Origin of the sequence: Pseudomonas baetica, from assembly GCF_019733355.1 — a bacterium.
Taxonomy (GTDB): domain Bacteria; phylum Pseudomonadota; class Gammaproteobacteria; order Pseudomonadales; family Pseudomonadaceae; genus Aquipseudomonas; species Aquipseudomonas baetica_A.
Map to the genome: position 1 here is coordinate 204,936 of NZ_JAIHLQ010000006.1, position 13,553 is coordinate 218,488.

Consider the following 13,553-nt stretch of genomic DNA (forward strand, 5'->3'; position numbering starts at 1 on the left):
AGCGCCAATGTCCATGGGAACCCTATCTAACTTTGGGCGTCCACAGTATGCAACTTATTCTTATCTATTGAGTAAACTTCCGCCCGCGGGACCATACTTTCAATGGTTTGCTGAACTCTTGAGCTGATGTCGCCGTACAAAGCGTAGTTGCTAGAAAATGCTACAACTCCGTTATCTCTCAAGAAGTCTTTGATCTTAAAGTAGGGGTCACCCATCCTAAGTCCTAGCGCTTTTGCTTCATCAGTGAGCGCAATTATGCAACCGTCATTATTTGACAACGTTACTATTGGAGTGTTTCTTAAGTCTGGTCGAAATAGTCTTTCGCATGAGCAGTAAAAACGGTTGTTCTGGGGCTTGCGAAGAGTTAGGAGAAAAGTATCCTCGTGGCAACAGATTAGAAATCTTCAGTATTCAAGCCCGGTTGGAGGAAAGAGATGGAGCTGCTTTGGGCCACTGAGTCCTTAGTGATAGGAGGTCGTCCATATCCTGGATTCCCGATCTTGCTGTGGGACACCATGGATAGTTGCGTGCATGCGAACGAGTTTATGCGCGACTACCTCCTCCGAGGGGCCATAGGATCTAAGAAGTCTTGGCCTAGCACCGGGCGTGCTCTATACGATTATTTCAGCTTCCTCCAAGCGCATGGACTCGACTGGCGAGATGTAGATCGAGGTGAGGCAAAGAGCCTAGTCGTGGGCTACCGAGATTTCTGCTTGGTAGAGTGTCAGTTGGCACGTTCCACCACCCGCCAAAGGCTTCATTACGTATGCAAGTTCTACGAGTTTGCTCAACATCAGGGATGGGTAACCAAGCTACCGTTCAGACTTGAGGAGCGGAAAATAAATGGCGAGTCAGGTTTTCTAGCTCACGTTGCTGCCAATGGTGGAACAGCATTGGTGAATGACATCATGCCGGTGAAGCACCGAGTGCTGCCCAAATTTCTCAGCATGAACGAGATTAAGGCGCTGCTGGCAGAAGCAGAGAATCCACATCACCGAATGATGATCCGGCTGGGTCTTCATACAGGGCTGAGGCGAGAAGAAATCGCGACTTTTCCCTTGTCCTACGTCTTCGATCCCGACAAGGCCGGCAAACCTGAGCGAAACATTCGGATTCATCTCGATCCACAAGATGGTAGCAGTATGCGCACCAAGAGGAGCAAGCCGCGTGACATTTACATCAGTCGGCGTTTCCTCCTGGAGCTCCATCGATACGCGGTGCAAGTTCGTGGTGAGCGGGCTTCGTTGAGTGATACCCAGCACAAACCATTGTTTCTGAATCAGCTTGGTGAGCCTTACGCCGATGATGGAAAGCGCATTGAACGCATTGTCCGTGATATTGGAAAACGAGCGAACCTCAGAGTGCATCCGCACATGCTTCGTCACACCTATGCAACTCATACGCTACTCGCTCTTCAGCGCAATGGCCGAGAGGTTGAACCGCTCGTGTTTTTGCAGCGACAACTCGGCCACAGCTCCATCCAAACGACGATGATATACCTGCACCTGATCAATGAACTCGCTGACAATGCGGTACTGGCTTACGATGACGAGCTTGCAGATGGCATGGACGCATTTTAATGGGCAAGCGAAAGATCTTTGTTAAGACCGACCTCAGCGTGCCCCAGGTGGAACATAGTCGTGATTCAGTGGGTGCGGTTTTCGTACTTCCTGAAGCGCTTCCACCTACAAATACGAATGTCGATTTTGGGAGAAACCCTACCGGCTCTAGAAACTATGATTTCGCGTCGTGGTACGGGGTTGGTATCGATTCAATCACCTATGCATGCCAGCGGCAAATTGAGCGATACCTCGCCAAGCAAGACAGCGAAATCGAGCCGAGTACCGTAGCGAGTATATGCAAAGGCGGCCTAAATCACTTCCTCAACTTTGCGACTTTGCGAGCCACAGCGCTTGAGCGTGAGCTAGTGCTTGGAGACATTAATCGCTCCTTAGTGGACGATTTTCTCGGGCACCTCGCAGGCCTTGGCATCGCTACCCTCAGCCAGAGAAGTCACTACACGTCTGCGAAATCCATCCTGAATGCGCTAGGTAGCAGAGGGATAATTTCTCTGATCACGTCAGGGGACGATGCGACCTTTCCAAGAAACCCCTTCCCTAGTAGTGGTAAACACAAAGGAGAAACGCCACTACCCAAGCGCCAAAGGCAAGCGTTTGCCTCGGCATTGAAACAAGCAGTTGCACCGATATGGAAAGATGATGCCGTCCTAAGTGGTGAGCTTTTGGCCTACGTACTGTTGACCATCGCACTGCATACAGGGCGCAACTCCACCCCTCTTCTAGAAATGGGGCGCGACTGCCTGCGAGCGCATCCCAAAGACGGAAGTGTATTTTTGGTTTTGTGGAAGCGCCGTGGACACACCACAAACAAGGTTGCTCTACGAACAGAAAGCGCGGACGAGCGCCTCCTTGAATCTACTCCGACCATCAGAACCAATATTGAGCGCCTGATCCGCCGAGTCCTGATCCTTAGTGAACCGCTACGGCCAGAAGCGCCTGATAGCATCAAAGATCTTGTATGGCTCTATCGCGTACAACGAGGGCCAGGCCGTGGCGGCATCATCGAATTGACAGACGGGGCGCTGAAGCTAGCGACCAGAAAGCTGGTAACCGACTACAAGCTTGTAGACACAGATGGTAAGCCGCTTCGCATCAATATCTCACGCTTGCGCAAGACATTTGCCAATCGAATATTTGAACTGTTAGATGGCGATTTGACGACGACGTCAATCGCGCTAGGAAATACGCCTCAGGTGGCCGAGAGAAATTATCTAGCACCGAGCACTGAAGCAAGGCGCAACTGGCGCTTCATGGGAGAGATCCTGGTGCAAGAACTACTTAGTCGGACGATAGGCGCTACATACCAAAAAACTCCAATGGGCCAGTGCGAAGACCCGGTAAATGGTCAATACGCGCCAAAACGCCAAGGTATCGCGTGCTTTTCATTTCTCAACTGCCTGCGTTGCAAACACTACGCGATTACAGGTGAGGATTTGCACCGACTATTCAGTTTCTATTTCCGAGTATTTGCGGAGCGTGTACGGATGGGTAAACGGCGTTGGAGCCAGCAATACGCCCACATTCCTAGATTGATAGACGACTATGTTATCGCCGAAGGCCTGCGGCGAGGAGCGTTCAAACCAGAAGCTGTGGAGGCAGCCCGCGAGCAAGCTCGCGTCAGTCCGCATCCCTTTTGGTCAGTGGATGTCCTGGATAGCCTGGAGATTTTCTCGTGAGTGCGCTTAATACTGATGCACTACAGTGGAGCGAATTGGGACAGCAGCCAGGGGATGTTCGCAAGCTCGCTGTGAACGAACGTGAAGCGCTCATCATTAGTGCCACTAGGGTAGGACGCGAGTGGGTCATCCTTAGTCGATATCGTGACATGACTTGGCGATTAGAGGGATTCACCAGCAATGTGCCAGACGGTGTGCGGGAGATAGACTTCAGTCGCGTCCCTATTGAATTTATTCCGGTGATGAAGTCCGTCATGTATCGGTATTTACGTCGTGGCCGCGCCGGACAAAAACGCCCATCTGCCAGCACACTGCGCAACGTTTTCGAAAACAGCCTGCCGTTTTTGCGGCATGTAAGCACATTCAAGATCGATCATTTCGGTGCGATAACACCCATGGTCTGTGCAAATTACGTTTCTGAGTGCAGGGCTATCCGCCAGACACGGCGTAGTAAGGGAAAACCCTTATCTGTCAGCGCGCTTGAACGGCGCTTTATGGCTGTGGAGGCCCTCTACGAGCTGAGCCAATACACCCACGATCCAATACCTAGAAACCCTTGGCCTGATACCTCGGCGAGCGCGATGTCAGGGCGCCGATCGCGGGGTGAAGAGGCTGGCAAGACCCCATTACTACCCGACGATGTATTTTGCACTCTATTCGAGAAGGCACATGAGCAGGTTCGGCGTGGTAATGCTTTGCTCGACATCCAAGATGATCTAGAACGCGTCTCTGCTGAGCGGAATGGACAAGTAACCAGAAACATTCAAGAGGCGAAAAATCGTCGACTGGTTGCGCTTGGCTGGGCCGGAGGGCTTGGAGAGTTCAATCAAGCGATCCAGAGCCTCAGAACGGCATCTTACATTGTCATAGCCAGCACTTCCGGCTGCCGAAACCATGAGTTAGCAAACGTCATGATCGGAGCTCACCACAGCACTGAGGACGATGAAGGCACGGTCTACCACTGGCTGCGATCAACGTCGGAAAAAACCGACGCAGGTATCCATGATTGGATGATTCCTGAAAGTACAGTATCGGCGGTGCGCCTAATGGAGCGTTGGGCCGCTCCCTACCAGGCGATGATTGCTGACGAAATCACTCGGCGCCACAGCATCAATCCGACTGACCCTCAAATCACCGAAGCACACAAGCATCGGCATGCGCTTTTTCTTGGCGTCAGTGCCACGAAAAACAACCTAGTCAGAACCCTCTCGGGCTCAACCTGGAACAAGAACCTGAAAGCCTTCGCAAGGAGTTGTGGCCTCAGTTGGAATCTCGCAAGCCATCAATTCCGGCGAAAATTTGCCAACTACGCTGCGCATAGCCAATTCGGTGACCTGCGCTACCTCCGAGAACACTTCGCTCATTGGTCGATGGATATGACCTTAGGTTACGCCATGGATCAGGAGTGGGGTCAGCACCTCGATATCGAGCTTTTTGAAGATATCCAGTTCGAACTCGAAGACATCAAGTCTGGTGTGGTTAGTGGCTGGTTGGGCACTTCATCTCTAGGGGGCGGTTACGGAAGATCAATCAAGCAATGGCAAAGAGACCCCAAAAATCTCGCCATTTTCAAAAGCCATGCCTCGATGGTTAAGTCGATTGCCGAGAGCACCTCGATCCGAAGTAATGGCCACTCCTGGTGTACTGCTGATGATGACGGTTGCGTCGGCAATACAATGGAAAGAACGCGCTGTGGCGGCTGCGACAGCTCTGTGATTGGTGTCCAGCACGCTGGGGTCTACCAAGGTCTCTTCAACAACCTAAAAGGATTGTTGGACTGTAAAGACATCGGCGAAGGTGGTCGACAGCGCGTTCTGCGTGATTTGGATCGTTGTCGGAATGTACTGGAACAGCTTGAATTTGAACCTGAGACCGCTGACGAATGAAAACAACACGCAAGACATCCGACAGTCGAGAGCGAGATCTACGTCTTGCGTTAGCTCGCATTCAACGTGGCCGAGCCCATACAGGTGAGACCAAAGTCACTATTGCCGCAGTAGCTCGTGAGGCGGGCGTCTCAACGGCGTTGATCCATAACCACTACCCGAATGTGGCCGAGGCAATCCGCGAGGCTCAGGGCCGCTCCAGTCGTGCCCAACGCGACGTAAAGCATCAGGATCTCATAGCGGAACGCGAGAAAAATAAACTGCTCCGCCAAGAACTAGAAGAGCTACGCCTGAAAACCGCTGACCTCGCGTCGATTAATGAAGTTCTGATGGCAGAACTGCGAGCCCTAAAAGCAAGAAGCGGTGACCTTAAAATAGTAGCCCTGCCCTCCCACAAAACGTGACCCACAGATCAAACGGCCTGTAATTTTTGTTCCGAGCCGCCAGATGCGAAATTGCATTTCACGTGACCACCTTTGCATTCGACCTGACCACCGATTGCATCGGATTTGACCAGCACGCTTAGTGGCCATGACCGACAGAGAACGGCCAGGAGCGGTCATTTGTTTCGTCTCATTCATTGGGTTTCAATGCTAACCTCCCTGACGAACGAGATACTCACCGATACGTCCTGCGCTGCACTAGTTTTGACAAAACACCAAAACAGAATGGTCGAGTCTGACATAGCCAACATCAAGAGCACTATGGAGTGTGATAGTGATAAAAGGAATCTCGAAGATAAAAAATCTGGGCATTTACAACAACTACACTAAGCCGATAGATACCCAAGAGTTCGGGATAAAAAACTTGATCTTTGGGTGGAATTACTCGGGAAAAACGACGCTTTCGAGGCTATTCGCACAACTCGAAGCAAAGAAGCCGAACCCCGATCTAGCTGGATGTGAATTCAGCTTCGAGACCGATGAGCAGCCGATCACAGACAAGAACTTCGAGCAATCCAACTTGATAGTTCGCGTTTTTAATTCAGACTTCATTCGAGACAATTTGCATTTTGAAGGCAATAGCTTTAAGCCAATTCTTCTTCTCGGCAAAGAATCCGAAGAGGCCCAAAATCAGATTGGTTACATCTCGGGTCGAATCAAAAAATCCGAGGGAACGAGGAAGAAGCTTGATTCTCAATTTAACACTATCACCCAGACAGTTTCCAATGCCAAAACGGATGCGGCCAAAAACCTTCGTCAGCTTCTTAAGATTGATCCCTATACTGCAACCCAGCTAGGAAATGACATACCGGTCGTGGGCGTCCTCGACTCCCAACTTCTGGACGAGAAGGATCTTTCGGAAAGTATTGAACTTGCCTTAACTCCTGACAACAAGAAGCCAAGCACCGTCGACAGGGTCGACGCCTCTCCATCGATTGAAAATATTCACCAAGATGCAGTAACAATTCTTGCTGCTATCCCAACTTTCACCAACATGCTCAAGCATCTTGAAGACCATCCGGAGATCGAGCGCTGGGTTGAGTCAGGCCTACACATCCACCAACAAGAAGGCACTTGCGAGTTCTGCGGAAACACTGTCACCGAGGATAGGCTTGCCACATTTCGAGCCCACTTTTCCAAAGATCTCAAGGAGCACAAGCAGAAAGTCGAAAACCTTTTGCAGCGTGTAAAATCCGCTGAGATCAAGCTCACGCTGCCCAAGGAAGCTGAGTTCAACCCACAGTTCCGAGACAGCTATAAGGTCGCTGCCGCGCCTTTACCTAAGGCCATTGAAGCGTTCAATCTGGCAGTAAAGACCCTTGCGGATGACGTCCAACGCAAGGTTGATGCCCCACGCAAACAGCTGGAACCAACCCCTTTGGCCGAAGGACTGGCCAGTGTCATTGTCGATGCGATCAAGGTCATCAATACCGTAATCGATGAAAACAATAAGCTAGCTGACAACTTCACCACTGCTAAGGCAGAGGCCATTAAGCACGTGAGGTACCACTACGTTCAGCAGTTCATCGACTCTCAAGAGAATGCCGGATACGAACGTAAAAAAGCACGGATAGTCAAACGTCGTGATCGGCTGCACACGTACGCCACACGCCTTCAAGGGGAAGTCGAGAAACTTCAGGCCCTCATCAGTCAAGCCCAGCTTGGCCGAGAGAAGATCAATGAACGACTGGTATCCATGCTGGGCAGTGAAGCTATCCAGATATTGGTTATCAAAGATCCGACGACGAACCAAGAGCAGTTCAGGCTCTTCCGCAAGAATGGCAAGGTCGCCAAGAATCTTAGTGATGGGGAGCGCACCGCCATTGCCTTCTCCTACTTCCTCACTAAGCTTCAAGAGTTGAAGCCTGAGGAGTTCAAGCAGACTGTCGTATATATCGACGACCCAATTTCAAGCCTTGATGCCAATCATATCTTTCAAATCACAGCCGCGATCCGATCATTATTTTTCAAGCAAGAAAACGAAAACTCCCCATGGTTAACTACCTGCAAGCAGATTTTCATTTCGACTCACAATTTCGAATTCTTTAACCTGCTACGCGAAATTAAGCCAGAAGCCTCCAAGCAAGGGGCTAGACTGTTCCTCATTAAGCGGATAAGCGAGAAGGAATCAACATTTTGCGACATGCCTACATCATTGGCCCGTTATCAATCGGAGTATCATTTCCTCTTTGAAGTGATTTACCGCTTCCACCAGGCCCCAGACAAGACAGATCATACCGTTTTAATGCTCTTGCCCAATGCAATACGGAGATTCATTGAGCTTTATACCTACTCAAGATTACCTGGAATCATGAAGGAGACGGTAGATCAACGAGCTGAAGCATTATTTGGTGTTGAGAAATCCAAGCGCATCCTTAAGGTCTTCCACTACTTTAGCCATGCCAACACTATCGATAGATTGGTTGGGAACAATGAACTGATCTTTGATGTTGAGTATGCCGTAAAGGATCTCATAGAAGCTATCACGCAAACCGATCAGAAGCACATGGATGCACTGATTGCCTCTCTCTAAGAATAGAAATTGAAAGTGACAAGGTTGTCCGCTATGGGTCGTCTTCTGCCGGTCATGATCAAGAAGCGTGCTGGTCGAATCCGGCCCAAAGGACTGGTCAGGTCGGATGCAAACGGGCGGGCAAGTCTGTGTAATACCCAGCCAGAAACTCGATTGCCGCGTGGAGTCCTGCCATGCCCCTCCATGCCTGATCTTTGGAGCCACATGGATAGCGGATGGGCAGAGCCCGATTAACGTGCGACGACCACCTCAAAAACAAAAAACGTGAAAAAAATTACCTAGCCTAACCGATTGTATTCTCTAGAAAAAATCGTATCTAACTGTTAGTAAAGCCCCGGAAGAGTTGCAGTCAATAAGCGCATATGTTGGCCTGTTATGGTGCATGGCACGTAAGGCTCCATGTTACCACCCCGAAAACATCAATGTTTTCCTTCCCGTCGATGGGGGGTAGTTTGGATTGTCAGAAGATAGGAACAACGTGCCATCAACTTTCTTATCGAGTCGTTTCACAACGGGTTGGTTGTCTACGTACGGCACGACAATATGACCTGGGTGTGGCGTTCGCGCGCGATCGACGATCAGCTTGGTGCGCGTAAGGATTGCAGCGGGAGCCATGCTGTCACCTTCGGCCTCCGCCAGGAAGACGTGCGGGGCTCTTAGGTCAACGAGCTCATCCAGGGAGATTGGAGGCTCGTAGTGGTCTGCGGCCGGGCCAGGAAAGCCGCCGGCAACCCTTCCAGAAAGGACTATGAGCAGCCCAGGTAGCTCTGATTCGGTGATCTGGCGGATGCTGGTTACGAACATGGTGCGACACTTCATTGTACTGTATTTATATACAGTAGATATCGAAGGCGCGCTTTGGTCAATCAGGTTTGGACGGATACCCGATGCGCATCAGCATGCAACCTATGGCCGGGTGCATCGGAACCGTTATTCTGACCAGAGACTAGGGCAGAGGAGCAGCTAATGTTGCGGTATAGAACGACGCGAGCCTGCGTAGCGATGAAGTATGGCGAGGAGGATGCCTTGTGAATCCAGACGCAAATTACGAGGCGTTTCAGCAGTCCTTGAAAGACCTGGCTGCCGCTCATGAGGCGTCCCGGGATGACCCGGTTCCGACCTGTCACTTCAGGCCGATGACATTCCACGATAGCGACTCCAACCCTGCTTACGGGGGGTATCAATGCGATTTTTGCGGGCACACTGAAGGAGTCGATGAGGCCTGGGCGAAGGTCGAAGCTCGAAGTACTCAGGCCATCAAGCTCAAGGCCACAGGCTGATCTGCCAGTAGGCCTGGTCGCGTGGCAACTGGCCCATCGTCCCGGCCCGCGCCACTCTTATTGAGCAACTCCCCGTCGTCGACCGCTTTCCCCCGCGGTCGAACATTTCGCTTGCCACGCGCCTTTCCAATCCCCTATGCTTTTTCAGTCTTGAAAAGGGCCGCTGGCATTGGCTTGATCCGAGTGATCTCAAGACGCCGAGTTATAGGAATCATCCGCATCACTGGGAATCTGTCACCCCGAGAAGAATCGGTCTTGTGCACACAGACCTGGTCAGCCAGCAACCGCAGTCATCGTGCATACCCGTAGGCATAAGCATTTCGCTTGTGCGACTTCTAAGGATCATGTGATGAACCGTCCCCCTTTTGCTCTCAAGCGTCTTGTTTTCCAGCAATCCGACCTCCGCGAAATCCCTGGCATTGTAAAACGCCTCTGCCGCGGGCTTGATCTCGCAGCCACAGGCAACCCAGACCTGCTCCGGGAGGTTTTTGCCAAGCTTTCCGCGTACGTTGACATGCATGAATTCATTGCCTGTCTTGGTCGTGGGCCATTCCCTCCTGCAGGGTCGATAACCCGGGCAGACATTCAACTGTTGTTCGCCTACAAGCTGCATGTGCTTGCCAGCATCCCGTTCATGCAGGCCTGGCTTCGCGCTGGCCGGGCCCGGCTTCGTGGGCTGAGCATTGACCAGTTCACAGTTGAGCGCCAGCAAGAGGATCGTTTGAAGGCCATTGGGCTGAAGGGCGACCAGCAGGCGGCGAAGGAAGCTCAGCCTACTGCTCGCAGTTGGCATGCTGAGCAAGACCGCTTCTTCAAGCTTGGTGCACCAAGCTACGACCTCTGCGTGCGTCCTGACGGCCGCGCGTTCAACTGGGCTGACTTCACCGCCCTGTACGACGCTATCCGCGCTTCCCGCCTGGAGCGCTCAATCATCGACCCGGACGAACAGTATCCAGAGGGGAGTGAGGAGGCGGTCGACAACTTCTTGAGCAAAACGGTGATTCCTCAGTCCTGGTTGCCGCTGTCTCAGCACATCCAAAATGGCCTTGCCGTGCCTGATCATGAGGTGGTTTGGCTCTTTGTAGATTCAGGCCTCTGCATCGGCCGTGCACTTAGGCATAAAGCTCATGGGGGCGTGATTCCGCGGCTGCTGCTCACAGAAGAGGAGGTGGCTGAGGGCCTGGCATTCGTCGCTCAAGGATCATACCTTCAGCGTGGTTCCTCCCAGTTCCCCAACGGGTTTGTACCTCCCAGAGGGGATGATGCTGTGTACACCCTGAAACCTGGTGTGCGTAAGCCGGGAGCCGTTTTTGACACACGCAAAGAAACTCGTGTGGCGACTGCGGATCTGGAGCGTGTTCCGAACCTTTACGCTGGGTCTCTCACAATGGTCCAGCCTTACCTCGGGACACAGCAGGTTGTTTGGGTTCTTGATGGTAAAGCGGTGAAGGTCCGCGCGGACGGCGCCCTGACGATTACTTACTACGAAACCACTCCATGGCTTGCAGAGTCGGACATGCTGACGCTGTTCCCCGATTTCCGCCCAGGGCCTCCTGTCGATGATCGTAACCGGTTCGCCTTTGCGCATGATGTACAGAACAAAGTGCTCCTACCCCCGAAAGCTTTGGACTTTCAGAATCGGGCATCCAGCATTTTGGAGCGTAAGGAGCAAGCTGCACATGACGTACTGCTCAAGCTTGCAGGGTCAGGTGAATTTCCCGCGATCTGTAAAGCGGAGCTTTCGCTAGGCAGCCTGGACATCATGGCAGGCAAGGTGCTCGCTGAAATGTCAGCTACGCCAGTCGGGTCTGAACTGATTCTCCGCGCCGAGGGCGTGTCGACCCAGATCACAGATCGCTTCCCCGACCTTGGTCCCTATGGCCCGTTGGCGTTGAACGCTGCTATCTGCATTCACTCCAACGGCATCCTCCTTGATAGCGCTGATCTAGCTAAGTTGACCCTGTCCGACCTGCTAGTAGCTCTGGTTATGTTGCACGCCGGTTTCCAGAAGGGTGGCCGGTACCGTTTGTTTAAACCGGGACCATCCAGCATCGTGGTGGCTCAATGGCTGGCAGGTGTGACAAAGGCTGATGGCATCCATGACGCTGCAGCGGAGCTAGAGGGGTATGCTGCGGCACTGGCTGCACAGCAAAACCGCATCGACCTTATTCGGCAAGCGCTAATCCATGATGCTGATCGGCGGCGTGAGGCCTTCAATCACGGTTACGCCTATGTCGGCTCTGAATTACCGCGGGCTAAGCCCCGGAGTTTGGTGCAGTAACCTGTGGTGTTCAAAATCTGAGGGGCAGGGCGCCCAGCTGTTGCCCGGCTGGGCTCCCCCCAAGGGGCATGATTTCTTTGAACTCCTGGTCCGGTGGAGTATAGCCGTTACACTCGGTAGACAAGGCCAATCGTGTCACAAGCGGCCCGAACAGTTAATGCACTGGGGCCCGCACATTGGCGATAGAATCCCCGATATCTGATTTGAAAGGAGGCTAGTTTTGTCTCACCAGAATATCACTGGTTGCAGCATCAAAGGTGTGGTGACCAGTTTCGTCCAGGCGAAGGGCTATGGCTTCATCAACGGCGATGACGGCGAGCGCTATTTCGTCCATGTGAACGATGTCTTGGGCGATCAAGGTTTGGTGACCGGTCACCGCGTGACGTTTGTACCGACCCCCTCGCCAAAGGGATCGAAGGCTAAACAGGTCGTACCTGGTTTAGGCCCGACACCTATCTACGCGGAGCCTGACAGTTTCATTTGGTCGAAGGGTGGGCCTCCTCCTGGTATGGAGGTTGTGCTGACTATCGGCTCGGGCTGGGGCAAATCGAATGATCCCAACGAGGCGCGTCAAAACCTGACCAACCAGGCCCGGGAAATGGGTGCGAATGCAGTCCTGAATGTCACCATGGACAAGTGGACCGAGAGCCAGCCCTTTTCGAATTATTGCTCAACCATGCATTGCTTCTCAGCCGAGTTCGCAGTCGTCAAGGTCATTAGCAGCAGCTCCGATCCCGAGGTGATTGCCCGGGCCGAACAGGAGATGCAGGCGCTGACAGACTGGTGGAACAACCTTCCTGTTCAGCCTGTTCGACCTGATAACCCCTGGGCCGAGTCTGCTGGCGAGACCCGTTTGGTCGACCCTGCAAAAGTGAAGCTGGTTTTGGGGTTATTTAAGTCCTGGACATGGACCTTCGTGAGGATCTTCGGACAGAGTCTTCTCTACTTGGGGCGGCTAGCCTTCAAAGTCGTCCGGGAACGGCTGGCGAGCAGCAGTGGCGCCGGCGGGAAAAAGCCAGAAGCCCCTGGTGAGTAGTGGCGGTCAATGCAGCGTTAACTCGTCTGTTTTGCCTTGTACGCCGCATGCTCAGCCGTCGCATAAGCCCTGAAATTCCGAGAGGGCGTTCCAACTGGGCGCCTCAGCTTCAGCCGTTATCATAGGTGCTACTCGTCTAGGAGTAGCGCCCATATGAACCAGGATCAGAACGAGCATCTGACCGTTTTACATTTCAACGTTGAGCAAGAGCCCACGGTGCTCAACGCCTTTGCCAACTTCTCCAATCAAGCTGGCGAACTGCTTGACCTGATTGTCGCTGCAACAGGGTTCGACCTACCCGTCGCCAGCGGGACGCCGCGATCGAGCATGGATTGAACGTTGCGCAGGCCGGTGAGCCCACGGTTGAGTCCTTAACTACCGCTTGGGAAAAGCACCAGGACCTGGTTGAGTTCGCAAGCGAAGTTCGCAGGGCATTCGTACCGAGTTAATCACCAAGCTAACTGCCCTCGCAGAACGCGAGGATGACCCCTTGCTGTCGCCCCCATGGCAGATCACTTTGATTGCGTGACAAAGTGTTATGGCATGCGGCGCCCCCATTTTTCAAACCAATCAAAAACAGCGCATTTGATTTTTAAGGTCTTTTCAGAATGACCCTCGCACGCACTTGCGCCTTGGCCTTTTCGATCTTGCGCTTGGCTTTGTAAAGCACGCTGCGTTTGCTCAAGCGCGTGTAGGTGCTGCGTCGCGCAGCAATCTGCCAGATCACTGGCAGCCCTTCATGCTCTGGCCTTTTCTCAACGCCGGTGTAGCCCGCGTCGGCACAGACGACGTTCTCTGCGCCATGCAGCAGTTCTGCAACCTCCGTTACGTCGACCAC

The 13,553-nt window shown here is 52.6% G+C and carries 9 protein-coding genes and 2 pseudogenes; 8 read left to right on the plus strand and 3 right to left on the minus strand.

Annotated elements, in window-relative coordinates; all coding sequences use genetic code 11:
- Positions 1–26 precede the first annotated feature (26 nt).
- Complete coding sequence (locus K5E40_RS08545) at positions 27–395, minus strand: RulB protein (RefSeq protein ID WP_221730339.1); 369 nt, start codon at positions 393–395, stop codon at positions 27–29.
- Between the two features lie 333 nt (positions 396–728).
- Between K5E40_RS08545 and K5E40_RS08550 the strand changes: the two genes are divergently transcribed.
- From K5E40_RS08550 to K5E40_RS08570, 5 genes are all read left to right on the plus strand, one after another.
- Positions 729–1,580 (plus strand): site-specific integrase, encoded by an 852-nt coding sequence (locus K5E40_RS08550; RefSeq protein ID WP_228759047.1) that lies wholly within the window; start codon positions 729–731, stop codon positions 1,578–1,580.
- Positions 1,580–3,256: a hypothetical protein gene (locus tag K5E40_RS08555; protein WP_054889575.1), complete on the plus strand. Its 1,677-nt coding sequence runs from the start codon at positions 1,580–1,582 to the stop codon at positions 3,254–3,256. Before K5E40_RS08550 ends, K5E40_RS08555 begins: the two co-directional genes overlap by 1 nt.
- Positions 3,253–5,142, plus strand: a complete 1,890-nt coding sequence (locus K5E40_RS08560) for a hypothetical protein (protein WP_054889574.1) — start codon at positions 3,253–3,255, stop codon at positions 5,140–5,142. The genes K5E40_RS08555 and K5E40_RS08560 overlap by 4 nt, the downstream gene beginning before the upstream one ends.
- A complete protein-coding gene (locus tag K5E40_RS08565) occupies positions 5,139–5,546 on the plus strand; it encodes a TetR family transcriptional regulator (RefSeq protein WP_054889573.1) in 408 nt (135 codons plus the stop codon). The genes K5E40_RS08560 and K5E40_RS08565 overlap by 4 nt, the downstream gene beginning before the upstream one ends.
- Positions 5,547–5,859: 313 nt before the next feature.
- Positions 5,860–8,118, plus strand: coding sequence for an AAA family ATPase (locus K5E40_RS08570; RefSeq protein WP_043091378.1), 2,259 nt, complete (start codon positions 5,860–5,862; stop codon positions 8,116–8,118).
- A gap of 373 nt (positions 8,119–8,491) precedes the next feature.
- On the opposite strand, the pseudogene K5E40_RS08575 reads toward K5E40_RS08570, so the two are convergent.
- A pseudogene (locus K5E40_RS08575) lies at positions 8,492–8,922 on the minus strand (LexA family protein).
- A gap of 825 nt (positions 8,923–9,747) precedes the next feature.
- On the opposite strand from K5E40_RS08575, the gene K5E40_RS08580 reads away from it, so the two are divergent.
- The 3 genes from K5E40_RS08580 to K5E40_RS08590 all read left to right on the plus strand — a co-directional run bounded on the left by K5E40_RS08580 (position 9,748) and on the right by K5E40_RS08590 (position 13,051).
- On the plus strand, positions 9,748–11,679 hold the full coding sequence (locus K5E40_RS08580) for a hypothetical protein (RefSeq protein WP_016970353.1): 1,932 nt from the start codon (positions 9,748–9,750) through the stop codon (positions 11,677–11,679).
- Positions 11,680–11,899: 220 nt separating this feature from the next.
- Complete coding sequence (locus K5E40_RS08585; protein ID WP_016970352.1) at positions 11,900–12,715, plus strand: cold shock domain-containing protein; 816 nt, start codon at positions 11,900–11,902, stop codon at positions 12,713–12,715.
- A 153-nt stretch (positions 12,716–12,868) separates the two neighbouring features.
- Complete coding sequence (locus tag K5E40_RS08590; protein WP_016970351.1) at positions 12,869–13,051, plus strand: hypothetical protein; 183 nt, start codon at positions 12,869–12,871, stop codon at positions 13,049–13,051.
- 274 nt (positions 13,052–13,325) lie between these two features.
- Here the strand turns inward: K5E40_RS08590 and K5E40_RS08595 are convergent.
- Positions 13,326–13,553: pseudogene (locus K5E40_RS08595) on the minus strand (transposase); the annotation flags it as partial.

Excerpts from the sequence above, each read along its gene's own strand:
- K5E40_RS08555 (WP_054889575.1), top strand. The coding sequence starts at position 1,580 with ATGGGCAAGCGAAAGATCTTTGTTAAGACCGACCTCAGCGTGCCCCAG.
- K5E40_RS08565 (WP_054889573.1), top strand. The coding sequence starts at position 5,139 with ATGAAAACAACACGCAAGACATCCGACAGTCGAGAGCGAGATCTACGT.
- K5E40_RS08580 (WP_016970353.1), top strand. The coding sequence starts at position 9,748 with ATGAACCGTCCCCCTTTTGCTCTCAAGCGTCTTGTTTTCCAGCAATCC.
- K5E40_RS08590 (WP_016970351.1), top strand. The coding sequence starts at position 12,869 with ATGAACCAGGATCAGAACGAGCATCTGACCGTTTTACATTTCAACGTT.